The sequence below is a fragment of the Corynebacterium ulceribovis DSM 45146 genome (assembly GCF_000372445.1).
Classification (GTDB): Bacteria; Actinomycetota; Actinomycetes; order Mycobacteriales; family Mycobacteriaceae; genus Corynebacterium; species Corynebacterium ulceribovis.
In genome coordinates this window covers 175,190-200,172 of sequence record NZ_AQUY01000003.1, presented here as the reverse complement: position 1 = coordinate 200,172, position 24,983 = coordinate 175,190, and the positions used below count along the sequence as shown (strand labels likewise).

Here is a 24,983-nt window from a genome sequence, read left to right as displayed (position 1 = left end):
CTGGATTGGCACGCTGTGGGCCAAAAAATTTGAGCCGGTGACGGGAATCGAACCCGCGCCGCCTGCTTGGGAAGCAGGAGTTCTACCATTGAACTACACCGGCAATTGCGCTTTTGCTAAGTCCCCACAGTAGCACTCGGCCCGGCGGAACTTGCAACGGGGTAACCTTGTGGTCGTGCTTCTTTCAGATCGTGATATTCGTGCCGCTGTCAACGCAACTGGTTCGGACCATTTGGGTGTCGAGCCGTTTGACCCGGAGATGATTCAGCCGTCGTCTATTGACGTGCGGCTGGATAAGTTCTTCCGTGTTTTCAACAATTCGATTTACACGCACATCGATCCGAAGTTGCCGCAGGATGAACTGACCACCCTGACCGAGGTCACCGACGGCGAGCCCTTCATCTTGCACCCTGGCGAGTTTGTGCTGGCCTCCACGTTGGAGTCCTTCGCTATTCCGCCACACCTGGCCGGCCGCCTGGAGGGTAAGTCCTCCCTGGGGCGTTTGGGCTTATTGACGCATTCCACTGCAGGTTTTATCGACCCAGGGTTCACCGGCCACATCACCCTTGAGCTTTCCAATGTGGCCAATTTGCCGATTGCACTGTGGCCGGGGATGAAGGTGGGGCAATTGGCACTGTTCCGAATGACCTCTCCTGCGGAGGTTCCGTATGGCTCAGGTGCCTTGGGATCAAAGTATCAAGGGCAGCGTGGCCCAACCCCGTCGAAGGCGTATTTGAACTTTCGCTAGTCCGTGGTTGCTTCCTGAGTAGATACACACTTGGTTCATGCCGAGAGCTGAGTGTTTTCTGGCTATTGGGGTGCCGTTGTGTAGATACATTGCTGTATCTCACCTGAAATTGGGCACGGATTGCATCTTGACGTGCCGCACTTTGACGCATCCGCATGTCCGTGACCTGCTGCGATGGGAATCTTTTCTGACTTCCTTGAAAGAGGTCGTGAGATTTTCAAAAGTGTGATCAAAATAAGTGTAGAGAATTAGAAGTTGCTTCCTAAGTGTGCGATACTGTGATCAAATTAAGTGTTGCGGGCTAAGCTCTCAGCTTCTGAAAGGGAGTCGCACCCGCTGTAGTTTTAGCTTCGCAGCGAAAGGATTCATCGTGCTGCTGTCTGCTGAATCAGCGACGACGACTCGGGTAGGGACTGGGCTTTACCAAAGCTATCTAGTTCGGCTCATGGCCATTTTTGGTTCCGTTTTGATGGTCTTTGCGTTGGCCGTCGGTGTGAACGTTCCTGCCGCACAAGCCCAAGACGAGGTTGACATCCCTGGGGTTTCTGACGTTGCGGACCCAGCGATTGATACGGATGGGTTTGCTGATCCTGCAGAGGTTAATACTGGTGATCTTGCCGATCTGCCGGAGCCTGATGCTAAAAGTCCAGCAACAGAGCCTTCCACTGCTAAGCCTGCGACGGGTGGGACTTACGAGGAGGACCCTGAACAGTGGTGCATTGAAAACTACGACTCCGAGAATCCGGGAGTTCTTGCAGAGAAGTGTCCGACACTTGCTGAGCAGCCCAAGGCCACAACAGCCCGCTCTGCATTCTCCATTGCGGCTACCCCGGCTGCCGCGAATGAGCAAATGGTTACCCTAGCTTGGAACGAGTGGCGGGAAGAGTTTACTGACATGTATAACTGGTACTTTCGCGTTACTCCAACACGTGACCTGAATCTGAAGCGCTTCCAGTTAGAATTTACAACTCCAGACCGCCAGTACCTTCGCACACACAACGGATCCCAAGGATATGAATACGCCGTCAAGGTGACTCTAAATGGTGTGCAGGCTCCTACGACTGCCACGATCAAAATTGTGGATGCATACAGAATTGAAATCATTTTGGCGGAACCAGTGCTTGTACGCACGGGCCAGAACCTACGTTTTGACTCCAAATTTGTTGCCGGTGGTTACCATGAGATTTCGAGCGGATACAACGGTTACTGGGCGTATGCTTATCCGACTGCTGCTTATGTAGTTGACCGCCAGCAGCCTCTCCCCGATGTTGGGCAGTGCGATTCTTTCGAAGGGTCCAGCCTAGTGTATTGGTACAGCGACTACTACGGTTCGCGTGAGCATATTGAGTTCACGCCGGTCGATGATGGCACCATTAAGAAGCTGACGTTGAATGTTGACGAAAACCACAATGTGTGGCCTTCATCAAGTATTACGGTCAATGGCAGACACTTGAATTCTCAAGGAGGAATTAAACGAGAGTTTAATGCCGGAGAAATCAAATGGGCGCGCTCGGGGAATAATCTAGAATTTGTGCTGCCTGATGGAGTTGCGGTTGAAGCGGGTGATACGATTCGCATTCGGATCTATGGCATCAACTCCACAGATCTCTACTACTATGGAACTGAACACCGCGTCAGCGCTTGCGGTAACCCGATCAAGGCTCTACCGCCGAATACTGATGGTTTTGAGGACGCGCTCCCGAACCCCCCTACCAAAAAGAAGTGTGGGCAGAAGATCGCATTGATCTTCGACTTGTCAAACTCCATCGAACGCGACGGAGTAAACGGTCTGCAAAACACCAAGGATGCTGGTGAAGAGATTGTCAAGCGTCTTACAGGTACGCCAACTGAACTCGGAATCTACAACTTTGCGTCCGATGCGCCGCGTGGCGATAACAAGGACAACGAGTCAGACGCTTTAGATCTCCAGGATCCAAACAATGCGGAGACTCTAACCCAGAAAATTAAAGCCATGACGCTGAACTCTGGAAGCTGGGAAGGCGGCACGAACTGGGAAGGCGCCCTGAAAAGAGTGAAGGACAAGGAGTATGACACCGTTTACCTTGTCACTGACGGCGAGCCAACTGCAGTTAATGGTTGGCGTAGTGAGTGGGCATCTGGCACTTATTTCGGCGATTATGCGGGTGATCCTGGCAGAGTAACCCATTTTCGAGATATCAATAAAGCGATTATTGCGGCAAACGCCCTCAAGGACCAGGGCACTCGAGTGGAGACCATCGGTGTCAATCTCACATTCTTGGGGCCTGAAGTTGACGTTCTTTATGACTCAGCCATATACCGACAAACAGGTTCCACGGCGACTTGGATTCCAGACAACAAGAAAAACTCTGGTTTTTGGGGAAAAGCCAGCGACTCGACGGATCGTCCCGGTGCAGTCACCGTTGGCGATTACCGCTACTACAAGCCGGAAGCAGTGTATAAGACTGTCCCGAGATTAGACTTGCTGTCCTCCGTTTCCGGACCGACTCTGAACGAAGACTGGTTCAAAGTGGACAGCTACGCCGATTTGGCTAAGAACCTCGCTGACCGAGTGCTCAAAGACTGTGAGAGCAAACTAATCGTCAAAAAGAAGATTCGGCTGATCGACGGCGATTTGGTTGACGGAGCTGGTTGGACTTTTAAGGCCAATGCTTACGACGGGGCGATGGAGAATGACAGCGTTGTAACTCAGATCACAGACCCGTCTGGTAATGCAATGTGGCACTACAAGCTGAAGGAACCTAACCAAACGATTGATCTGAATAACCCGCCTCATGCAAAGGTTACAGTTGAAGAGGTCCAGCAACCTGGGTATGCACTGGAGCTCCAAGACGGTAAGCGTGCAAAATGCACCCGTTGGGGCGAACCGCAAGCGTTGTTGGCCGAGGATCCCAATTCCGAAAGCGGCTTTGCGGTGAAAGTCGACATGAAGGGTCCTGTGGTGTGCGAAGTAATCAACAAACAACTTGAGCCAGTTGGGTTTTCGCTCAAAAAGGTTGGCTTCAAAGATGGTCGAATGGTAGATGAAGCTATCTCAACGGCAGAGTTCACACTCTTTAAGGGCTTACCGGACGGATCTCGTGGTGAAGAAGTTGAACAGAAATTGGCGTTCGACTCGGCATCGCAGATGTACAGCATTGCGGAATTGCCTGCAGGCGACTACTACATCGTAGAGACGAAGTCTGCGCCGGGGTATCAACTGCTGCCGAAGCCAATTCGAATCAATATCGACTATAAGCGCGAAAATGGCAAACTCATTCCCGACGGACAGGGCGGATACTTGACTGAAGTCAAGATCTTGGACGATAACAATACGGTTCCCGCTGACGTGGAATACATCAAAGTTGAAAACGGGCAGAAAGCGGTTATTACCCTAGCGAACTACGAAGTTGGCAATCTGCCGCGCACAGGCGGCCCAGGTCTAGCTGGTTTCTTGCTCAGCGCCATGATGCTCATCGGTGCGGCGATGGGTCTGCGGCGAAAGCTGGCCTAGATGAGGCGAAGGCGTGGTGAATTAACCGAAGGCGAGGGGTGCTGACCAGCACCGAAGGTAGCGCCACAATCAAATAACTGAATCACTTCGATTGCCGCGTGGACTGCACCGTCCACGCGGCAATTGCTGTTGTAATGGGCACCGCAGCGGTCAGCGCCAACGCACCGACAGCCGAGCGCATCAGCTCGACCGCCACCAGATCCGAAGAGATGATGCCCAAAACCGGGCGATCCGCGACCGCCAGCAGCATCGACATAGGCAACGCCGCACCCAAATACGCCAGCACCAAGGTGTACACCATCGAGGCAATATGGTCCTGGCCCACATGCATGGCAGATTTAAAGACGCGCCACGGTTTGAGCGTGGGGTTGGCGTCATAAAGCTCCTGCACGGTGGAGGCCTGCGCAATGGTGACGTCATTAAGTACGCCGAGGGCGCCCACAATGAACCCGGCAAGAAGCAGACCAGTGACGCTGACGGAAGGCAAATAGAGCTGCAGCAGCAGGTTCGATTCGTCGGATAGGCCGCGTAGCTGTGTTGTGGCGATGGCGACCTGGGCGAGGCCTGCGGAAAGCACCAATGTGATGAGCGTGCCGCCCAGCGACGATGCAGATTTCCAGTTGACGCCATGGACGAGGAAGATGACGGGGAACATGACGAGCGCGCCCGTGACCACCGCCAGCCATACCGGGTCGCCGGAACGTAGCAGCCCTGGCACGAGGAACACTGCAACGGTTAGCAGTGTGATGGCTAGGCCGACGAGGGCGAGGAGGCCGCGTTTCGCGCCGACCAGTGCGATGAGGGCGACGGTGACAACAATCCAAATCCAGATCGGGATGGTGCGATCCATGTCGACGAACGTGAAGTGTGGGCCGTCATGTACCGCCAAGGTGACGCGGTCGCCGCTGGCGAGGGTCGGCTCGCCCGGTTGGCCGGAGGTCTCAATGAGGGTGTAGCGGCCGGATTCGTCGCCGGAGGTCAGCTTGATGAGCGCGCGGTGGCACTTATGGGAGCCCTCGGGGAACGTGGGGGAGGTGTCGAAAACGCGGCCGACTTCAGCTGACCCGCACGGCCCGTCATCAGCTTCGATGACCGTGCCGGTGACGGTGTTCGCGGCGATATGTTGGGATTCGCGGAAACCGGCGGCAGGCTCTGGGGCTGGGCCCGATGGCCACAACAGTAGCGCGCCGATGAGGGTGAAAAGTAGCGCGGCGGCAAGTCCGACAATGAGGGTTTTGCGGGGTGCAGTCAGGCTGTTGAACTGGGCGCCGATGTCGCGGCCAGTGGCGTTGCGGGTAGCGGCATTACGCCCAGTGGCGTTGCGGTCACTACGGGACCTGTGAGCACCGCTCGAGGTGCGGGCGCGACGAGAATTGGAGTTTCCGGAAGCGTGTAGCGAATGCCGACCCATGTTTTGCCTTCCACAGTTGCTTGAATGCAACCTTCAACCTACTGGAAAAGTTCAATGGGTTGAAATGGAAGCGGTGGGTCGGCGAAGCCTGCATGTAGTGGTAGGAAAACTACTGCTTGTAGTGCGACAGGAAGTTGCCGAGTCGTTCGATAGCTTCCTCCAGCTGCGATGGCCACGGCAACGTCACAATGCGGAAATGATCCGGGGTCTTGTAGTTAAAACCCGTGCCCTGCACCATCAAAATCTTTTCCTCGCGGAGCAAGTCCAGCATCAACTGCTGGTCGTCGTGGATTTCATGAACTTCCGGGTCGAGGCGCGGGAACTGGTACAGCGCACCCATTGGCTTGACGACGGATACCCCAGGGATCTTGGACAACATCTCATAGGCAGTGTCGCGTTGACGTCGCAGTCGGCCGCCGGGCAAAACGAGGTCTTCAATCGACTGGTAGCCGCCGAGCGCCACCTGAATCGCGTGTTGTGCCGGCACATTCGGGCACAGGCGGGTTGATGCGAGCAAATCAATACCCTCAATAAACCCGGTTGCATGGCGCTTCGGACCAGTCAGAATCATCCAACCGGAACGATAACCGGCCACGCGGTACGCCTTTGATAGGCCGTTGAAGGTGACGACGAGGAGATCGGGGGCAAGCGAAGCGATTGGGATGTGAACCGCATCGTCATACAGAATCTTGTCGTAAATTTCGTCCGAGAAAATGAGCAACGAATGCTCGCGCGCAATATCAACGATCTGCTGGAGCAGTTCGCGCGAATACACCGCACCGGTTGGGTTATTCGGGTTGATCACCACGATGGCGCGCGTATTTGGCGTGATCTTTGACTTAATGTCCTCAATCGACGGCTGCCAATCGTCCTCTTCGACACAGTCATAATGGACAGCCTTTCCGCCAGCTAGTGTCGTGGCCGCAGTCCATAGCGGGTAGTCGGGCGCTGGGATAAGCACCTCATTGCCCTCGTTGAGCAGCGCCTGGGTCGTCATCGAGATGAGCTCCGAGACACCATTGCCCAAGTACACGTCATCAATGTCGAAGTAAGGGAAACCGTCCATTGTTTCGTAGTGCGTCACAATGGCGCGGCGCGCGGCCTGAATACCCTTCGACTCTGAATAGCCCTGCGCATGCGGCAACGCACGAATCATGTCCTGGACAATGGTGTCCGGAGCATCGAAGCCAAACTTCGCCGGATTGCCCGTGTTCAGCATGAGAATGCGGTGGCCGTCATTCTCCATCTCCTGGGCGAGCGACGCCACTGGACCACGGATGTCATACAAGACATTCTTCAGCTTGTCCGACTGATCCAACGGACGCAGATTGTGGTTACGCGGCGGATGCACGCGGCGACGGCGAGGCTGCTGTGAACTATTCATAACACCTCGAGTATGCCACCTTGGGCACACGCAAACGCCAATGCTGGGCAAAAGCGGCCGAAAAAGTACAGGAAAACGGGGGTGAGACTAATTCACGCCCGGAATCGTATCCATCGAATTAGTCAGCCACAGGCCAAGAAGCACGCCAAGAACGATGGCAACAACGTAAATAACCGCCATCACAATCAACTGCGAACGCCAGCCGAACCCAGAGGGTTTCTCAGTTCGGGTGCGACGCTTCCGGGGTTTCTGAGTGGCGGTCCGGGATTCGTCAGAGTCTGGGGTGGAAGTGCCGTCGGCGGAACCGTCAGTGGCTTGGTGAACGTCACCAAGCTCCTTGTCTTTATCTTTCATCTGCAGCGCAGTTGGCTGATCGCCGGTCCGATCGGAGGCAACTGGCAGCACCGCCGTTGGTCGGTCGTCGACCTCCGGTGTGGTTGGCTCCATGGGTGGCGTCGAACTTTTGGGGGAATGGGGTTCGGTCACGACGCGCAAGCCTTTCTAGGAACCGACAACACGGGCAGATGTACTCCGGTGGACGGTGAGCCCCGCGGAGATATGTGTTCCAGTGTAGTTAGCAAATCTGCAGAGGGAGGGGCTGCGGGCGCAGATGATGCCGAAACGAGACCGGCGGCGGCGCGGGACGGCAGGGCGAGTTGGTAGATGGCGGGAGCGCACTAAAAGACCGCCAGCCTCGAATCATGTGACGAGGCTGGCGGCGGTGTGGCCGGAGCGGACTAGCTCTGACCTGGGCGAGGTGCCTTATTCATGCCTGGAGGCAGCGGTGCGCCCGGCTTCCGTGGAGCTGGCTGCTCAGCGGAAGGCGCTGGGGAGTCAGCTGGTTGTGCCGGTGCGGCTGGTTCAGTCGGTGCGGCTGGTTGTGCTGGTTCTGCTGCTTCAGTCGGTGCGGACTCGGTTGGTTCCTCAGCTGGCTTCGGCGTTGGGGCCGCCGCAGCAGGCTTAGGAGCGGCCGCACCCGGACGGGCGCCGCCAGGTGCCGGGGCGCGACCAGGGATCGGAGCGCCCGTGGCCTTTGGCGCTGGCGTTGCCGGAGCTTCCTGTGCTGGGGCTTCCGAAACATCCGCGGTTGGAGCCTCGGATTCTTCCGCCTTTGGCGCGGTTGCAGCAGCAGGCTTAGGAGCGCCGCCTGGGGCAGGGGCGCCAGGCTTCGGTGCGCCGCCAGGAGCTGGAGCAGCAGCCTTCGGAGCACCGCCCGGCTTCGGAGCGCCACCTGGGGCAGGAGCACCCGGCTTCGGAGCGCCACCTGGGGTTTGGGCGCCGGCCTTCGGAGCGCCGCCTGGAGCAGGAGCGCCTGGCTTTGGAGCGCCGCCAGGGGTTGGAGCGCCGGCCTTTGGTGCGCCACCTGGAGTAGGCGCACCACCCGGTTTCGGAGCACCACCTGGAGTTGGTGCACCGCCTGCTTGGGAAGCAGGTGCGGCAGCTTCAGCGGCCTTCGCTTCCTTCGCCGCAGCAGCCTTGGCAGCCCGCTCAGCTTCCTTACGCTCAGCCTCTTCCGCTTCCTTTCGAGCGGCTTCCTCAGCAGCCCGCTGCTTTTCAACATCCACCCAGCCACGCTCCGGCGCCACGAGGAATTCCTTCTCTCGAGGCTCCGGCAGGTGACCGTCAATAAGCACGGAATCGCGGAACATCTGCGCCACGTCAACGACGTCCACCGACTTGTCGTCATCCTGCGACAGCTTCGCGACGCCATCATTCATCATGGTCTTACAGAACGGACACGCCACCGCGATGGTCTCCGCGCCGGTTGCCAGCGCTTCCTTCGTGCGGTTCAGGTTAATGCGCTCGCCGATGGTTTCTTCCATCCACATGCGCGCACCACCAGCACCACAACAGAATCCAGTGTCCTTACTGCGCTGCATTTCGACGTAATTACTACCGCCCGCGGCAACCAATTCACGTGGCGCCTCGAAGACCTTATTGTGGCGACCCAAGAAACACGGATCGTGGTACGTCACGGAACGGCCCGTGGTGCTACCAGAAATCGGCTGCAGACGGTTCTCGCGAACCAACTTATTCAGCAGCTGCGTATGGTGCACAACCTCATAGGTGCCGCCCAGCTCTGGGTACTCATTCTTGAAGGTGTTGAAGCAATGCGCACAGGTCACAACAATCTTGCGCTGCTTCGGTGGCACACCCTCGAAAACCTCATCCAAGGTCTCAATGTTCTGCTCCGCCAACATCTGGAAGAGGAACTCATTACCGGCGCGGCGAGCCGAATCACCAGTACAAGTCTCGCCGGTCGACAGGGTCGCCCACTTCACGCCAGCAGTGTGCAGCAGCTCCGCAACCGCCTTCGTGGTTTTCTTCGCATTGTCGTCGTACGCACCGGCACAACCGACCCAGAACAGGTACTCGGTGTTGTCGAAGCTGTCGACGTCCTCGCCCCACACCGGCACTTCAATGCCGTCGGCGCGGACCTCATTAATCCAATCGGCACGCACCGACTGGTTCTGGCCCCACGGGTTGCCCTTGGTCTCCAGGTTCTGGAACAGACCGCTCAGCTCGGTAGGGAAGTCGGACTCGACCAGCACCTGGTAGCGGCGCATATCAATGATGTGGTCAATGTGCTCAATGTCGACTGGGCACTGCTCCACACACGCACCACAGTTGGTGCACGCCCACAGCACATCCGGCTCAATGATGTCCTGGCTAACCAGCGGAAGGTTCGGAACTTCTGCTTCCGAATCGCCCTTGAGCAGGTACGGTGCAGAACGCAGCGCTTGGTCTCGCAGGGCATTGACCAGCAGCTTTGGTGACAGTGGCTTCTCGGTGTTCCACGCTGGGCACTGCTCCTGGCAGCGGCCACACTCGGTGCACGAGGTGAAGTCCAGCATGCCCTTCCAGGAAAAGTCCTTGATGGTGCCGGCGCCCATGACTTCGTCCTCGTCGGCTTCCTCAAGGTCGAGGATTTCGCCGTTGGAGGTCATTGGCTTGGCGGCGCCGAGAGCGTTGAAACCGTCGGCGTTGCGGCGCAGCAGAATATTGGCGAACGCCAAGAAGCGGTGCCATGCGACGCCCCATGAGAGGTTCCGGCCAACGACGTACAGCCAAATCATGCCGGAGAGTAGCTTGACCAGTGCAAAGAGGGACACCAAGGTAGCGGAAGCTGGCAGGATCTGCGCGATGCCGCCGGTGGCGAAGTTCGCCCACGTCCAGACGTCCAGGCCGGTTTTGCCGTGGTCGCCGTAGGTGGCCAGCTTCGCAGCCTTCACCAGCATCATGCCAAGGCCCTCAATGAGGACGACCGCTTCAACAAAGTAGGCGGCCTTGGCGTTGGAACCATAGAAGCGGGACAGGCGCTTTTTGCCCAGGTTGGTCTGGCGGATGATGATCAGTGCCAGGATGCCCAGGGTGGTGCCCAGGCCAAGGATTTCGTCGATGAAGTGCCAGGCTGTGAGGTCCTTGAGGATTGGCCAACCGCCGGCTGGCCAGAACGTTTGAATGTAGGCCTCGAACCACACCAAGGAGCCGAGCAGGAATCCGACCATGACGAACCAGTGGGCGATGGCCACGCCTGGTTTTTTCGCCATTTTCGTGTGGCCGACAATCTCACGGATGGTGGTCCAGATGCGGGCGCCCCATTGGCCGGTGTGCCCGTAGGTTTTCTGGCCCATCATGACGGTCTTCACCATGTAGACGAAGCCCTTAATAAAGATGAACCAGCAGGGAAGTGACAGCAGCACACCAATAACGCCGACGGTGATGGTGAAACTATTGCTAGTCACCTGGCCGTTGACGGTATCGGCGGCAAGAGTTAGCGCGCTCATGACATTCCTTATATCTGGGGTAGTTCCGCACAACCTTTGCAACAGTTGGCATCTGCTTTCACACTATTGCGTTTATCGACGCTTTACAGCTAATTTCAGAGCTTTCTGTGGCGGCTGAGCGAAATTTGCTCACTTGTGAGTTGTATCACGGTTTGTGGGGTGTGGGTTAACTTGGCACTGAAAACTCAACTAGACAAAGCTGTCTATATGGCAGCATATGAACTCTGGGATTTAGCCCAAACTCTCCGCACAAACCACACCTACATCGACCTCACCCACGCCTTCCATGCAGGTCAACCCCACTTCCCAGCGCTGCCCGACGAAAAGTGCGACCGCATTTTCACCGTCGCCGAACACGGATTTGAAATCGACAACTACCAATTCGTCGGCCAATGGGGTACCCACGTCGACCCACCCGTCCACTTTGTCGAACGCGCCCGCACCCTCGACGAACTGCCCGTCACCGACATGATCCTGCCGCTGGTAGTGCTCAACTTCACTGCCGAAGTCGCCGACAATCCCGACTACTCCCCAACCGTCGCTGACATCACAGCATGGGAAGCGCGCAACGGCCGCATCCCCGAGGGCGCCTTCGTCGCCTTCCGTAGTGACTGGCACAAACGGTGGCCCGACCCCGCCGCCGTCGCCAACAAGGACGCCAACGGCATCACTCGCTTCCCAGGGTGGAACGTCCCCACCGTGCAATGGCTCATTGAAGAGCGAGGCATTACCGCCATTGGCCACGAAACCACTGACACTGACCCAGGGGTCGTGGCCGCGCAAGGGCAATTACCAACCGAGCTGTACTTGCTGCAGCAAGATAAATGGCAGATTGAATTGCTCGCGAACCTGGACCAAGTGCCTGAAGTTGGCGCGCTGATTGTGGCGTCTTGGCCAAAGCCACAGGCAGGCACTGGCTTCCCGGCAAGGGCGTTTGCGGTGCTTCCGAATTAGCGCCGGGCAGGCGCAATAAACCCGCGGGGCAGGTGAAATGCTACCTCGGTTAATGGTTGACTCGTATGAGGTGCGAAATCCACGCAACCAACGGGCAATCAAAAGGAATCGAGATGGAATTTACCGCATATACCCTGCTTATTGACGTTGGTTGGATATCGCTACTAATGCTCATCGGCAGTGAACTGCGGCGGCGCATCCCACTTTTCCAAACTCTGCTCCTACCTAGCCCCATCGTCGCGGGCCTTTTCGGTCTGCTGCTTGGGCCGCAGGTCCTCGGCCTACTCGGATTTTCCAGCCACATGGGCAGCTACACTTCGCTGCTCATTGCGGTGGTCTTCGCGGCAATGCCGTACTCCATGACCTTTGACCGCGGAGTCCGACAAGGCGCCCGCACTATGTGGGCGTACTCGACCGCCATGTTCCTCGGTCAATGGGGCTTCTTCATCCTGCTGGGTGTCTTCCTCTTTGCCCCAGTGTGGGGCACTGAAGACTGGTTCGGCATGATGCTGCCGGTCGGTTTCGTCGGCGGTTTCGGTACCGCCGCGGCCGTGGGCACCTCCCTGGAAACCATCGGCGCTGACGCGGCAAGCTCTCTTGGTTTCACCGCCGCAACCGTCGGCACGCTAGCGGCAATTATTGGTGGACTGATTGCCACCAGCTGGGGTATCAAACGCGGCAAAACCGCAGCAGTGCCAGGGAAACTGCCATGGGAAATGCGCTCCGGATACATCGACAAGGAATCCGAACGCCCATCCATCGGCCGCGCCACCACGAACCCTTCTGCCATCGATTCCCTTGGGCTACACGTTGGTGTCCTCGCCTTCACTGTGATGCTGGCGTACCTATTTAATCAGTGGATCACCGGTATGTTCCCGAACGTTGCCATCCCACTATTCGCCGTAGCGTTTGTATTCGGCGGCATCGGCATGGGACTGCTGAAACTAGCGAATAAGCCACGCTACCTGGACAAAGAAACCATGAAGTCCGTCTCCGGAGCCTCCACGGATTACCTCATTGCCTTCGGTATTGCCTCCATTGTGCCGCAGGCCCTCGCCGACTACTTGGTGCCGCTTATCGTGCTGTTCGTCCTAGGCATTGTGTACTGTGCGGCGCTGATGATCTTCGTCGCGCCGGTGTTCTTCGGCGAAAACTGGTTGGAACGTGGCGTCTTCAGCTGGGGTTGGGGTACCGCAGCGGTTGCCACCGGTATTGCATTGCTCAAGATTGTGGACCCGAAACTTAAATCCGGCACCTTGAATGAATATGGCGTTGCCTATATTGGCTTTGCGCCTTTCGAAATTGGCATGACTATCATCGCCCCCATCGCTGTTATTGCAGGCTGGACTTTCGGTCTCGGGGCGGTTGCTTCCATCATGGCTGTTGCCGTTTTCGCATCACCGTGGATTTTCCGTTGGCTCCCGCACCACCGAATCGACGGGACGCCGAAAATTGGGGCAAGTGCACAAATTACGCCCAGTTCATAACTAAACATTAAAATTCCTGCGCATTTACACAGGTAAGCGCAAACTTCACCCCTCCCGCCGGAAGCGACCATGATACTTTCTTCGGCAAAGCCAAGCTGTGCTCTTTATTGCTCTTCGCCAACGAAAGTGATTAGTCATGCCTCAACGCATCCCGTCCACAACACTTGTCAGTATCTGGGCCGCTTTTAGTTTGCTCCTTATTACTGGCGCGTTCGGCGCGTTGCACATAGCCAGCGCTCAATCCAATACGTCACCAAGCGAACATGGCGCGGAAGGAAACAAAGTCGCACTGGTCCTCGACGCCAGCGGGCCGATTCCGGTGAAAGCTGCCCCTGGCGACAACACAGAAGGTGGCGCCGAGGGCGGAGCTGGCGGCAGTGGTCAGAACGGTTCTGATAGCTCTGATAGTCCCGACGTGGGGAACACTGCTTCCGAAAGCACTTGGGACAAGGTGAAGTGGCTCGTCATCGGTGTCGGCGTGGGCGCGATTGTGATGGCGGCCGTTGGTGTGGCATTGGCGCTGCGTCGGAAGTAGGCGAAAGCCGAAGCCGGACATGGGGCAGCGGTGTCCCGTCAAAAAATAGGCTGTGACCGCAATCACAAGAAAGAAAGTTGAGTCGGGTGGGAACAATTTTGGGATGTGGGTCGTTGTAAGGGGCAGAAGGTTGAGTCAATACGGCTCAACCGGCCAAAACAATGAAGTCAACTGGGCGGGCAGTCCGCCCGCATCCACAGGAGGAAAACTATGGGACGCACTGTCGGTATCGACTTGGGTACCACTAACTCGGTCGTAGCAGTTCTGGAAGGTGGCGAACCAAAGGTTATCGCCAACGCTGAAGGTTCCCGCACCACCCCATCCGTGGTCGCATTCGCTAAGAATGGTGAGGTTCTGGTTGGCCAGTCCGCAAAGAACCAGGCTGTTACCAACGTCGACCGCACTATCCGCTCGGTTAAGCGCCACATGGGCTCTGACTGGTCCGTCGAAATCGACGGCAAGAAGTACACTGCGCAGGAAATCTCTGCTCGTACTCTGATGAAGCTGAAGCGCGACGCGGAGTCCTACCTCGGTGAATCTGTCACCGAAGCCGTTATTACCGTCCCGGCTTACTTCAACGACGCTGAGCGTCAGTCCACCAAGGAAGCCGGCGAAATTGCAGGCCTGAAGGTGCTGCGCATCATTAACGAGCCAACCGCAGCTGCGCTGGCATACGGCCTGGAGAAGGCAGAAGACGAAGAAACCGTTCTGGTCTTTGACCTCGGTGGCGGTACCTTCGACGTCTCCCTGCTGGAAATTGGCGACGGTGTTGTGGAAGTTCGCGCAACTGCCGGTGACAACAAGCTCGGTGGTGACGACTGGGACCAGCGCATCGTTGACTGGCTGGTAGAGAAGTTCAAGGCTGCTCAGGGCATCGACCTGACCAAGGACAAGATGGCTCTGCAGCGTCTGCGTGAAGCAGCGGAGAAGGCCAAGATTGAACTGTCTAACCAGCAGCAGACCTCCATCAACCTGCCATACATCACTGTTGATGCCGACAAGAACCCACTGTTCCTGGATGAGACTCTGACCCGCACTGAGTTCCAGAAGATCACCCAGGACCTGCTGGACCGCACCCGTGCGCCATTCCAGCAGGTGCTGTCGGACGCTAACATCAGCGCTTCGGGCATCGACCACGTTGTTCTGGTTGGTGGCTCCACCCGCATGCCAGCTGTGACCGAACTGGTGAAGGAACTGTCCGGCGGCCGCGAACCAAACAAGGGTGTCAACCCAGACGAGGTCGTTGCTGAAGGTGCAGCTCTGCAGGCTGGTGTGCTGTCCGGTGAAGTTAAGGACGTTCTGCTTCTTGACGTCACCCCACTGTCCCTGGGCATTGAAACCAAGGGCGGCGTGATGGCCAAGCTGATTGAGCGCAACACCACCATTCCAGCGAAGAAGTCCCAGACCTTCACCACTGCTGAAGATAACCAGCCTTCGGTGCAGATCCAGGTCTTCCAGGGTGAGCGCGAGATGGCATCGGCTAACAAGCTGCTCGGCTCCTTCGAACTGTCTGGCATTGCTCCAGCTCCACGTGGTGTGCCACAGATTGAGGTCACCTTCGACATCGACGCCAACGGCATCGTGAAGGTGTCCGCGAAGGATAAGGGCACCGGTAAGGAAGCTGACATCACCATTCAGGACGGTTCCGGCCTGTCTCAGGAAGAAATCGACCGCATGGTCAAGGACGCTGAACAGCACGCTGAAGAAGACCGCCTGCGCCGCGAGGAGCAGGAAGTCCGCAACTCGGCGGAAGGCATGGTCTACCAGACCCGCAAGTTCGTCGAGGACAACTCCGACAAGGTCACCGAAGAACTGAAGGACCGCGTTGAGGAAGCAGCGAAGGCTGTGGAAGAGGCACTGAAGGGCGACGACCTGGATGCCATCAAGTCCGCAGTGGAGAAGCTGTCCACCGAGTCCCAGGAAATGGGTAAGCACATCTACGAAGCACAGGCTGCTTCCGGTGCCACCCAGGCTGACGCTGCCGACGATGCTGCAGCTGAAGACGACAATGTCGTTGACGCTGAGGTTGTCGACGAAGATGAACCAAAGGAAGACAAGTAAATGAGCACCGGCGAGGAACACCCAGACCACACCGCGGAGGCCGCCTCGGCCGCCGCTGGTGAGGGCGAAGCAGGCATGGAAACTGCCGACCACGCTGGTACCTCGACCGCTGCCGGTGCCGGTGCATCAGACACCGACGCTGGTGGGCTTGATGACGAAGACCGCGACGCGGCTGACTCTTCCGAGGACACCGGCAAGTCGGAAATTGAACGCCTGCAGGAAGAGCTTGACGAACGCACGGATGACGTCAAGCGCGTCTCTGCTGAGTTCGCTAACTTCCGGCGCCGCACCGACCGGGAACGTCAAGCCGCTGCGGACAACGCCAAGGCGTCCATCGTCTTGAAGTTCTTGGCACTGGCTGACGACCTAGACCTAGCCGCAAAGCACGGCGACTTGGAAGCAGGCCCACTGAAGGCTTTTGCCGACAAGTTCACCAGTGTGCTGAGCAGCTTGGGTGTGGAACCTTTCGGCGAGAAGGGCGAAGTCTTTGACTTCGAAAAGCACCAGGCCGTCCAAGACCTGTCGACCGGTGATGACAAAGTGCTGGTTGAGATTCTGAACAAGGGCTACCGGATGGGCGAGCGTAACCTGCGCCTGCCAATGGTCATCGTTGGTGACCCAACCGAGTAGTCGGATACGACAACGTCTCGAGATAAGACAACTGAACACGACAACTGAATACCCATTTCAACTGTGCGATGTGGAAGGAGATGAGCTTTGGCAGATCGCGAATGGGCTGAAAAGGACTACTACGCTGATCTAGGCGTCTCTAAGTCCGCATCGGCAGTAGAGATTAAAAAGGCATATCGCAAGCTGGCTCGAGAAAACCACCCGGACTCCAACCCGGGTGACAAGAAAGCTGAAGACCGCTTCAAGCGGATTTCGGAAGCTTACTCGGTGGTCGGCGATGCCGATAAGCGCAAAGAGTACGACGAGATGAAGGAGATGCTGGGCTCTGGCTTCGGTGGCGGTTTTGCACCAGGCGGGTTCGGCGGCTTCAGCCGCTCCGGGGGCTACCCTGGCGGTGGATTCTCTGGCGGCACCAGCAACTTCGATATGGGAGACGTCTTTACCGGTGCATCTGGTGAAGAGACTTCCTTTGGGGATATTTTCTCCAACCTATTCGAACGAGCTGGTACAGGTGGCGGCGCTACCCGTGGCGCTGGTCGACAAGCCCGCAGTAAGCGTGGCGCGGACGTCGAAACGGAAATCACTCTGGACTTCCGTGAAGCCGTCCAAGGTGCGAATGTCCCTATCAAACTAACTCAGCCATCACCGTGTACCACGTGCCACGGGTCGGGTTCCCGTGACGGGAAACCACCGGTCAAGTGTCCATACTGTGACGGCAGTGGCTATGAAACCGATACTCGTGGCGGATTCGCCATGACTCGGCCATGTACTCACTGCCACGGCACAGGCCAGTACATCGAAGACCCATGCCCAGACTGCAATGGCACCGGCGTAGTCACCCGGACTCGTTCCATGACTGTTCGGGTACCAGCAGGAATTACCGACGGGCAGAAGATTCGTCTAGCCGGCCGCGGTGAAGCTGGCATGCAAGGCAAACCATCCGGGGACCTGTACGTCACGGTGCATGTCGCACCAGACAAAGTCTTCACCCGAACTGGCAACAACCTGGAAGTCACCGTCCCGGTGTCTTTCGGTGAACTCGCGCTGGGCGGCACCATCGAAGTGCCAACCATTGATGGCTCGGTTCGACTGCGGGTACCAGCCGGTACCGCAGACGGACGCACCCTGCGGGTTCGTGGCCGCGGTGTGAAGAAACGCAACAGTGAACCAGGTGACCTGCTTGTCACCGTTAAGGTTGCCATCCCGAAGAATCTGGATGACCAAGCCACATCGGCACTGCGTTCTTACGTAGAAGCCGAGCGGCAAAGCGGGTTCGACCCACGTGCCAACTGGGTAGGCAAAAACTAATCCGAGACTGTGGAACCAGTGCGCAGCACAAAGGAGGTGAGCGCAATGCAACCAGGACCGCAAGGCGGCCCGGATCGCGATCCGACCAGTAGCGTCGAATACTTCGTCATTTCGGTGGCAGCTGAACTGGCTGGCATGCACGCGCAAACCCTGCGCAATTACGACCGTCTCGGGCTCGTACAACCGCGGCGGACCCGCGGTGGTGGCCGACGCTACAGCCATAAAGATGTGGAACGACTCCGCGAAATTCAACGCCTCAGCCAAGACGAAGGCGTCAACCTCGCCGGCATCAAATCCATCATCGAACTAACTGAACGCGTCGACCAGCTCATGGAAGAAAACGTCACTCTTCGTAGGCAGCTCGCAGAACGCGCCAAACCACAGGCGCCCTCCCGCGAACTTATCCTGCATGAGCCGTCCACAGCCGTGGTGCTCTGGAAGCCTCGGCCAATCCGCAGCCGCCGCTCCAGCTAAGTGGCCAAAGCTAGGCGGCCCCAACCAACCAGCTCCAGCTAGGCCGTGCCCGCTAGGGCGCGGCCGCTGTGGCGTTTTGGGCATCATTTTCGCGCCAGCAGCAAATCACGCAAGTAGTCTTGGAAAGCTTCCGACTCCCAATACCCGCGAGTATGCACACCAATCGGGTCAGACAGCTTGCGCCACCCCGACCATTTTGGATCCTCTGAACTGAAAGTCTGCCCGCCAAACCCATCCTGCGCCGGATCCGGACCAAAGTGACCCACATGGTCAGCGCCAATCCACCCGACAGCATCATTGGGCAGGACCGTCGCATGCACCCGCTCCGCGACCGCATCCGCGGGAAGGCGCTGCCCATGGTCGTCAATAAGCACCATGTCGGACGCACTGTTATGCACAACGCCGGGGGAGCCCACAAACAGCACATCATCGGCGCGCAGACCCTCCTCGGACGCGGCAACCCCAACCACCGTCGACCCATACGAATGGCCAATCACGACGAACCGTTGATCGCCATTGCTGCGCGCAGCCAGCGAATTCTGGAACTCCCGCAACTTCGGCGCGCCCTTATGCGCCGCATGCGGAAACGCCGCGTTCGCCGCAGACTGCGGTGCCCCATAGTCCAACCACGTGATCATCGCCGTCGAACCACTCGGCCCCACACCCGCCGCCCCCGGGATTGACGATGATGGCCCGCCAGCCGCACCCGTCAACTGCTGCGACAACGCGGTATAGCCCGGGAAACTGTGCACATTTGCCGTGGTACCCGGCACGAAGGTCGCCACGGTCTGCGCAGTATCCGGGTTGCCGTAGCTCACCGCCGCCGTCTCATCGGTGTACTGCAACAGGTACATATCCGGCTGGTTCAAAGATTCCTGCAGACTCCGCAACCGCTCCAACTGCGCATACGCCTTTTTCGCCGCCAGCAGCTTCGGATTGCTTGACGTCAGCGGCCCATGTTCCGCCACCTTTTTCTCCAGCGCCGCAATATCCTGCGCCAACTTCTGCCGATTATGCGAATTCAGCTGCGCGGCAGCCATCGGTGGGCCACTCGGCGAATCCAGTGACTCCACCGAACCGATTTCATACGCTTCCTTCGTACGCGGCACACCTGCCCGAGTTGGCGCCAACAACAGCTTTAGTGCCCCGGCCAGCAGCTCATCACGCAGCGACAATAGCTCCACCAGCGACTTAATCAGCGCTGACCACATCGCCGCCGCAGCATCCGCAGCCGCCTGCGCCGCCAACCCAGTCACTAACTTGGATGCACCCGCCGCAACCGTCACCGCCCCGGTCGTCTTGTCGACCACGAACCCAGCGTTTTCCGCCAGAGTCACCGCGCCGAGCAGCAGCTTCGAGGCTGCCGAAAAGTCCAGCACCGCACTGGTAATCAGCTCCGCTGCCTTCTCCGCTCGCTGCTCATTGCCCGCAAGCGCCCGCAGCCAGCCCTTCACCGCCCGCTCCGCCTGATCGCGCACGTGCCCGGACCAACTCACCGTGCTCAGCCCCGACATATTCGTCTTCGTGTCGGTCGCCGCCTGCAGCAACGTCTGCGCACAGGAGGCGTAATCCAGTGCGCTACCGGCAAGTGCTTCCGGGTTCAGCGCTCGGGCCTGGGCAAAAGTTAGCGTCATTGCAGCTACCCAATTTCCTGCATAGCTGCAGCGATGACTGCGTCACTTTCAGCAAACGCCGCGGCCGTGATGCGCGCCTGCCCGGCTAACCCACCGCCGTGCTGTGACATCTGTTTCGCCTGGTCCGCGAAGAATTCACCGACCTTCGCTAATGCCGCTGCTGTTTTTGTGCCAGCCCACCCAGCGGGTGTGTAGTTCGGCGGGGCAGCGCCACCGGCGGTTATCGCGGCGTCATCGAGTTTGGTGGCGAGGTCAGTGACGTCAGCTGGGATGATGTGTACGTGGCTATAAGTCGCATTTGTCATGGCCACACTGTGACAAACCGCCCAGACCCCGCAGCTGCCCATGGCGCCGCTTCGCCGCAAACCTGTGGATTACTCCGCCACGGTCGCTAGGCTGTGGATTATGCGCATCTCTGTGGAACAAATGTCCGCCGTCCCTGATAAGCAGGCGAATTTGCAGGAAATCACCGAACGCATCGCCCGCGCCGGAGTCAGCGGCGCTGACCTGGTAGTTTTCCCGGAAGCCGCCATGTACCCATTTGGTGCGGGCCGCCTGGACACCGTTGCAGAGCCGCTGGATGGCCCATTTGCCAGTGCCGTGCGTCAGGCCGCAAAGGACGCGAACCTGACTGTCGTACTTGGGATGTTCCGCCCCGCTGACCAGGTGAAACGCGACGGAAAAACCATTAACCGGATCTACAACACGCTGCTGGTCGCCGGGGAAACGAACGCGCACTATGACAAAATCCACCTTTACGACGCTTTCGGCTACCGCGAGTCAGACACCATCGCGCCGGGCCACCAGGAAGCGGTCGTGAAAATCGCTGGGGTTTCGGTGGGCTTGGCCACCTGTTTCGATGTCCGTTTCCCCGAGCAGTTCGTCAGTTTGGCTTTCGCTGGCGCGCAGCTTATTGCCCTTCCGACCAGCTGGAATGATGGTCCGGGCAAGTTGGAGCAGTGGCGCACAGTGACCGCTGCCCGCGCGCTGGATTCCACGTGCGTGCTCGTCTCGGCGGGGCAGGCGCGTCCGGGCGGGGCGGCCAACGCTGGGCCAAGTGAGGGCCCGACGGGAATTGGCCATTCGGTGGTTATTGGGCCGGATGGACATCGGTTGGGGGAGGCGGGATATGACCCCGCATCGTTGCTTATTGACGTCGACGTGGACTCTTATGTGACCCGCATTCGCAAAGAAATCCCGGTGCTCGCAATCCGCGAACGCAACATCACCTAAATCTGCGCAACGGTGTGCGTTTGGATGAGCTCTGACGGCGTGCCTTTGGCTTCCATGAACGTGCGGATCGCTTGGACTTGGTCCACGCCACCGGCTACCAGCACATCGGCGTGCCGCCAGGACCCGAAGCGGGACACAATTTCGCCGACTTCACCGACCTGAGGGATCCCCAGGCCAGCAGGTGGCCGCGAATCTGGACCGGCACCGAGCCACCACGGATCCTCTAGCGACCGCACCACAGGGTGCACGTGTAACCATGGGCTGGTGGCCGCTAGATGCCAGACATACTGCAGGTCGTAGAGGTTTCCGGGGGAGTCCGCCCCAAGAAACAGGTGCAGCGAAATCGGGGTGGGGCCGCCAAAAGTTCCGGTGAGCAGCGACTTCATAGCTGCCCAACCTAGGCCGTCGGCAACCATGAGAGTTTCCGTTTGCGGGTCGAAAGTCATTTCGCCGGAGCTCGCGCCGAGCTCCCATTGGTCGCCGGAACGCGTGACGCGGGCGACCTCGCGAAGCACCCCAGCATCTTCATGTGCGGGTAGATGGAACTCGAACTGCCCGTCCGGGTTGGCCGCTAATGAGGACTCCACCTGGAGCCATTGCCCGGGAAGATGTGGCACCTGCACCTGGATTGACTGTCCAGGAACGTGCGACGCATGTGCGACCGAGCCCGGCGATGGTTCGGTTTCCGATTCTGGCGCCGCGAGCGCTCGAATGACGGTGACAGTACGATTGCGATGAGTGACCTCGACGATATTGACGCGCATGACATCCATAGTGCCTGCATGTTGCGCAGGGTGCCCGAGCTGCCCTCATAATCGTCAAAAGGCACAACCCACAACCGTGGAAACCCACAACCGTGGAAACGCACGACCGAACCCACATGGCTACCATGTGAGACAAGTCACCCCGGTTTGGAAGGTTGAGCGGAACAGACTCAAGTCTTGGGGCGTTATAGCTAGTGAAACCAAACACACAAACACATAAATGACCGCCCACAGAAAGGGGAAATTAGATGTCATTTACCCCAACCACCAAGACAGCTGAGGTCCTGCAGGCGGCGCTGAAATCCGCATCGGCCGCCGGCAACCCAGATATTCGGCCAGCGCACCTGCTTGTGGCTCTCCTTGAGCAGGCTGAAGGCCTCGCCAGCCCACTGATCCAGGCCACCGGGGCGGACCCAAAGGCGCTGCTCACCGAAGCACAGCGCATTGTTGACGGTTACCCAAAGGCATCGGGCTCCAACATGGCGAACCCGCAGTTCAACCGGGATGCGCTGAACTCGCTGACCGCAGCTGAAGAGCTTGCCGGGCAACTCGGTGACGAATACGTCTCCACCGAGATTCTGCTCATTGGTATTGCCAAGGGCGACTCGGAAGCCGGAAAAGCCCTGCAAAACGCCGGTGCCACAGCTGATGCGCTCCAAGGTGCGCTGACGTCGGTCCGCGGCAACCGGAAGGTGACGACCGAGGACCCAGAAGGCCAGTTCCAGGCCTTGGAGAAGTACTCGACTGACCTGACTGCTCGCGCCCGCGAAGGCAAAATCGACCCAGTGATTGGGCGTGACGCGGAGATTCGGCGTGTGGTGCAGGTGCTGTCGCGGCGCACGAAGAACAACCCAGTGCTGATTGGTGAACCTGGTGTCGGTAAAACCGCCATTGTGGAGGGGCTTGCCCGCCGCATGGTTGCCGGTGACGTTCCAGAGTCGCTGAAGGGTAAGACGCTGATTTCCCTCGACCTGGGTTCGATGGTCGCGGGTGCGAAATATCGCGGTGAATTCGAGGAGCGGCTGAAGGCTGTCCTGGATGAAATCAAGGAATCCGACGGGCAGATTGTGACGTTCATCGATGAAATCCACACCATTGTCGGTGCTGGTGCCACCGGTGAATCCGGCATGGACGCCGGCAACATGATTAAGCCAATGCTGGCCCGCGGTGAACTGCGACTGGTTGGCGCGACCACCCTGGACGAGTACCGCAAGTACATCGAAAAGGACGCTGCGCTGGAACGACGCTTCCAGCAGGTGTACGTTGGCGAGCCTTCCGTGGAAGACACCATCGGTATTCTTCGTGGCCTGAAGGAACGCTACGAAGTGCACCACGGTGTGCGGATTACGGACTCGGCGCTGGTGTCGGCGGCAACGCTGTCGGACCGATACATCACCTCGCGGTTCCTGCCGGACAAGGCCATTGACCTGGTTGACGAAGCTGCCTCGCGGTTGCGCATTGAAATCGATTCCAACCCACAGGAAATCGACGACGCTCAGCGCGTGGTTCGACGCTTGGAAATTGAAGAGATGGCGCTGGCGAAGGAAACCGATGAAGCGTCGAAGGAGCGCCTGGCGAAACTGCGGGAAGAATTGGCTGACGAGCGGGAAGCTCTCGACCAGATGACCGCACGGTGGTCGCTGGAGAAGGGCTCCATCGACCGGGTTCGTGAAGTGCGCGAGGAGCTGGAAGCGCTGCGCACTGAATCGGAGAAGGCCGAGCGCGAAGGCGACTACGGGCGCGTTGCGGAGCTGCGCTACGGGCAGATTCCGGAGCTGGAGAAGCAGCTGGTTGGGGCGGAACAGCAGGCAGCGGAGGCTGAAGAGTCGAAGATGCTGAATGAGGAAGTTGGGCCAGACGAAATCGCGGAAGTGGTGTCGGCATGGACTGGCATTCCGGCTGGCCGCATGATGCAGGGTGAAACCGAGAAGCTGCTGAACATGGAAGCAGCGCTGCGTGGCCGCGTTGTTGGGCAGGAAAAGGCCGTCGAAGCGGTGTCGGATGCGGTGCGCCGTACCCGCGCTGGTGTCGCCGACCCGAACCGACCAACTGGTTCGTTCATGTTCCTCGGCCCCACCGGTGTCGGTAAAACTGAGCTGGCAAAGTCGTTGGCGGAGTTCCTATTTGACGACGAACTGGCGATGGTTCGTATCGACATGTCCGAGTACGGCGAGAAGCACTCCGTCGCACGTTTGATTGGTGCGCCTCCGGGATACGTTGGCTACGATGCCGGCGGTCAGCTGACCGAAGCGGTTCGACGTCGGCCATACACCGTTGTGCTTTTTGACGAAGTGGAGAAAGCTCACCCAGACGTCTTCGACGTGCTCTTGCAGGTGCTTGATGAAGGTCGCTTGACCGACGGCCAGGGTCGGACTGTTGATTTCCGGAATACCATCCTGATTTTGACATCCAACCTGGGGGCCGGCGGGTCGGATGAGCAGATTATGGCGGCTGTGAAGGCAGCATTTAAGCCAGAATTCATTAACCGTCTGGACGATGTCATCATCTTCCACGCACTGACTGCCGACCAGCTGACCAGCATTGTCGACATCCAGCTGCGCGGCCTGGCAGACCGGTTGGCACAGCGTCGCCTGACGCTGGATGTGACCGATGCGGCTAAGCAGTGGCTGGGTACCCGCGGGTACGAGCCTGCTTACGGTGCCCGTCCGTTGCGTCGTCTGATTCAGAAGGCAATCGGCGACCAGCTGGCCAAGGAACTGCTGGCCGGACACGTCCGCGACGGCGACGTTGTCACCGTCGACGTTGCTGGCGATGTGGATGAGGCCGAAGGCCTGACCATTACTGCGCAGACTGTCGTGGAGTAGGCGGGCGGGAGTGGGTTGGCCGCGGAGTAGGGCTAAGCCGGCCGCGGACTGTGGTAGCCAATCGCTCCGGAGAGGTGGTGCTGTTTTCAGCACCACCTCTTCGCTGTTTCGTCCGTCAATGATGCGCTCTGGTGCCGGTAAGCGCGTCATTCAGCGGTGAGTTTCTGGTTACTAACTAGGGCTCCAGCATTTGATCCCTAAAAGGCATTACTGACAGCCGCCGATGGCGGCTGACATTAATTCTTTATGCATAC

Annotated in this window: 18 protein-coding genes and 1 tRNA gene; 11 read left to right on the top strand and 8 right to left on the bottom strand. The window is 58.4% G+C overall.

The window, feature by feature from the left end:
* Nucleotides 1-32: 32 nt before the first annotated feature.
* Nucleotides 33-103: transfer RNA gene (locus A3EC_RS0109450), tRNA-Gly, on the bottom strand.
* Nucleotides 104-175: 72 nt separating this feature from the next.
* Between A3EC_RS0109450 and dcd the strand changes: the two genes are divergently transcribed.
* Nucleotides 176-748: a dCTP deaminase gene (gene dcd, locus A3EC_RS0109445; RefSeq protein WP_026162380.1), complete on the top strand. Its 573-nt coding sequence runs from the start codon at nucleotides 176-178 to the stop codon at nucleotides 746-748.
* A gap of 370 nt (nucleotides 749-1,118) precedes the next feature.
* Nucleotides 1,119-4,241, top strand: a complete 3,123-nt coding sequence (locus tag A3EC_RS0109440; protein ID WP_156812918.1) for a SpaA isopeptide-forming pilin-related protein — start codon at nucleotides 1,119-1,121, stop codon at nucleotides 4,239-4,241.
* Nucleotides 4,242-4,323: 82 nt separating this feature from the next.
* Here A3EC_RS0109440 and A3EC_RS0109435 read toward each other — a convergent pair whose 3' ends face one another.
* The 4 genes from A3EC_RS0109435 to A3EC_RS12580 form a co-directional block, all read right to left on the bottom strand.
* Entirely contained in the window at nucleotides 4,324-5,652 is a 1,329-nt protein-coding gene (locus A3EC_RS0109435) for a YibE/F family protein (protein ID WP_018024939.1), read from the bottom strand.
* 109 nt (nucleotides 5,653-5,761) lie between these two features.
* Nucleotides 5,762-7,036, bottom strand: a complete 1,275-nt coding sequence (locus tag A3EC_RS0109430) for a pyridoxal phosphate-dependent aminotransferase (protein ID WP_018024938.1) — start codon at nucleotides 7,034-7,036, stop codon at nucleotides 5,762-5,764.
* 87 nt (nucleotides 7,037-7,123) lie between these two features.
* Nucleotides 7,124-7,483, bottom strand: a complete 360-nt coding sequence (locus A3EC_RS0109425) for a hypothetical protein (protein ID WP_018024937.1) — start codon at nucleotides 7,481-7,483, stop codon at nucleotides 7,124-7,126.
* Between the two features lie 290 nt (nucleotides 7,484-7,773).
* Nucleotides 7,774-10,824, bottom strand: a complete 3,051-nt coding sequence (locus A3EC_RS12580) for a (Fe-S)-binding protein (RefSeq protein ID WP_018024936.1) — start codon at nucleotides 10,822-10,824, stop codon at nucleotides 7,774-7,776.
* A 207-nt stretch (nucleotides 10,825-11,031) separates the two neighbouring features.
* Between A3EC_RS12580 and A3EC_RS0109415 the strand changes: the two genes are divergently transcribed.
* From A3EC_RS0109415 to A3EC_RS0109385, 7 genes are all read left to right on the top strand, one after another.
* Nucleotides 11,032-11,778 carry a cyclase family protein gene (locus A3EC_RS0109415; protein ID WP_026162378.1) on the top strand — a complete coding sequence of 249 codons (747 nt, stop codon included), beginning with the start codon at nucleotides 11,032-11,034 and terminating at the stop codon, nucleotides 11,776-11,778.
* A 113-nt stretch (nucleotides 11,779-11,891) separates the two neighbouring features.
* On the top strand, nucleotides 11,892-13,265 hold the full coding sequence (locus A3EC_RS0109410) for a sodium/glutamate symporter (protein ID WP_018024934.1): 1,374 nt from the start codon (nucleotides 11,892-11,894) through the stop codon (nucleotides 13,263-13,265).
* A gap of 136 nt (nucleotides 13,266-13,401) precedes the next feature.
* Entirely contained in the window at nucleotides 13,402-13,800 is a 399-nt protein-coding gene (locus A3EC_RS0109405) for a hypothetical protein (protein WP_018024933.1), read from the top strand.
* A 210-nt stretch (nucleotides 13,801-14,010) separates the two neighbouring features.
* Nucleotides 14,011-15,861: a molecular chaperone DnaK gene (gene dnaK / locus A3EC_RS0109400; RefSeq protein ID WP_018024932.1), complete on the top strand. Its 1,851-nt coding sequence runs from the start codon at nucleotides 14,011-14,013 to the stop codon at nucleotides 15,859-15,861.
* The gene (gene grpE / locus A3EC_RS0109395; protein WP_018024931.1) at nucleotides 15,862-16,491 is read left to right on the top strand and encodes a nucleotide exchange factor GrpE; all 630 of its coding nucleotides are present in this window, start codon (nucleotides 15,862-15,864) and stop codon (nucleotides 16,489-16,491) included. It begins immediately after the preceding gene.
* An 87-nt stretch (nucleotides 16,492-16,578) separates the two neighbouring features.
* The gene (dnaJ, locus tag A3EC_RS0109390) at nucleotides 16,579-17,799 is read left to right on the top strand and encodes a molecular chaperone DnaJ (RefSeq protein ID WP_018024930.1); all 1,221 of its coding nucleotides are present in this window, start codon (nucleotides 16,579-16,581) and stop codon (nucleotides 17,797-17,799) included.
* A gap of 45 nt (nucleotides 17,800-17,844) precedes the next feature.
* Nucleotides 17,845-18,273, top strand: coding sequence for a heat shock protein transcriptional repressor HspR (locus A3EC_RS0109385; RefSeq protein WP_018024929.1), 429 nt, complete (start codon nucleotides 17,845-17,847; stop codon nucleotides 18,271-18,273).
* A gap of 83 nt (nucleotides 18,274-18,356) precedes the next feature.
* On the opposite strand, the gene A3EC_RS0109380 is transcribed toward A3EC_RS0109385, so the two are convergent.
* Both A3EC_RS0109380 and A3EC_RS0109375 read right to left on the bottom strand, forming a co-directional pair.
* Nucleotides 18,357-19,907, bottom strand: coding sequence for an alpha/beta hydrolase (locus tag A3EC_RS0109380; protein ID WP_018024928.1), 1,551 nt, complete (start codon nucleotides 19,905-19,907; stop codon nucleotides 18,357-18,359).
* Nucleotides 19,908-19,912: 5 nt separating this feature from the next.
* Nucleotides 19,913-20,212 (bottom strand): hypothetical protein, encoded by a 300-nt coding sequence (locus tag A3EC_RS0109375; RefSeq protein WP_018024927.1) that lies wholly within the window; start codon nucleotides 20,210-20,212, stop codon nucleotides 19,913-19,915.
* 100 nt (nucleotides 20,213-20,312) lie between these two features.
* On the opposite strand from A3EC_RS0109375, the gene A3EC_RS0109370 reads away from it, so the two are divergent.
* The gene (locus A3EC_RS0109370; RefSeq protein ID WP_026162376.1) at nucleotides 20,313-21,140 is read left to right on the top strand and encodes a carbon-nitrogen hydrolase family protein; all 828 of its coding nucleotides are present in this window, start codon (nucleotides 20,313-20,315) and stop codon (nucleotides 21,138-21,140) included.
* Here A3EC_RS0109370 and A3EC_RS0109365 read toward each other — a convergent pair.
* Nucleotides 21,137-21,904: a ferredoxin reductase domain-containing protein gene (locus A3EC_RS0109365; protein WP_156812917.1), complete on the bottom strand. Its 768-nt coding sequence runs from the start codon at nucleotides 21,902-21,904 to the stop codon at nucleotides 21,137-21,139. The two genes, A3EC_RS0109370 and A3EC_RS0109365, sit on opposite strands and share 4 nt — an antisense overlap.
* Before the next feature lie 248 nt (nucleotides 21,905-22,152).
* Between A3EC_RS0109365 and clpB the strand changes: the two genes are divergently transcribed.
* Nucleotides 22,153-24,729, top strand: a complete 2,577-nt coding sequence (gene clpB, locus A3EC_RS0109360) for an ATP-dependent chaperone ClpB (protein ID WP_018024924.1) — start codon at nucleotides 22,153-22,155, stop codon at nucleotides 24,727-24,729.
* Nucleotides 24,730-24,983: the final 254 nt, after the last annotated feature.